Origin of the sequence: Flavobacterium poyangense (assembly GCF_011751075.1) — a bacterium.
Taxonomy (GTDB): domain Bacteria; phylum Bacteroidota; class Bacteroidia; order Flavobacteriales; family Flavobacteriaceae; genus Flavobacterium; species Flavobacterium poyangense.
The window spans coordinates 1-544 of sequence record NZ_JAALLN010000189.1; the positions used below are offsets into that span (position 1 = coordinate 1).

A 544-nucleotide genomic window follows, 5' to 3' on the forward strand; every position below is an offset into this window, starting at 1 on the left:
GCTGCTTTCGCTGCCGGCCAAGGGCGGTTCACTCAAGGTTGAAACCGCTTCCAAGAGCAGCAACCCCGCCGCCCGCATTGCCGAGGCCTATGCCGGGCTGATGGATGCGCTGAAGGTCGCGGCCTGATCCCCCAAGGGACGCGTTTTGTCAGCAGCCTGCTGGCCATAGCCATTGCCGGCCCTATATGGGGGCCAGCAACGGAGATCCCCGATGGACCAGAGAACCAACCCTGCTCCCGGTTTCATGCGCGATCCGGCTCACACCATCACCGTCAGACCGTTTGATGGCACGGTCACCGTCAGTTTCGGCCGCGAGGTGATCGCGAGCTCCGGCCGTGCCCAGCTGCTGCAGGAAGCAAGCTATAGGCCAGTGCTTTATGTACCGTTCGCCGACATCCGGTTCGAAGCGCTGTTGCCAAGCGACAGTTCGACCCACTGCCCCTTCAAAGGCGACGCCAGCTACTGGAGCGTCCATGCAGGCGGTGAAACCCGCAAGGACGTGATGTGGGCCTATCAGGCGCCCTATGACGAGATGCTCGTCATC

The 544-nt window shown here is 62.5% G+C and carries 1 protein-coding gene; it reads left to right on the plus strand.

Translation table 11 applies throughout. From position 1 onward, the window contains the following. Positions 1-211: 211 nt before the first annotated feature. Positions 212-544, plus strand: a 333-nt coding sequence (locus G3A47_RS23260) for a DUF427 domain-containing protein (RefSeq protein WP_166926653.1), incomplete at its 3' end; no start/stop codon positions are given.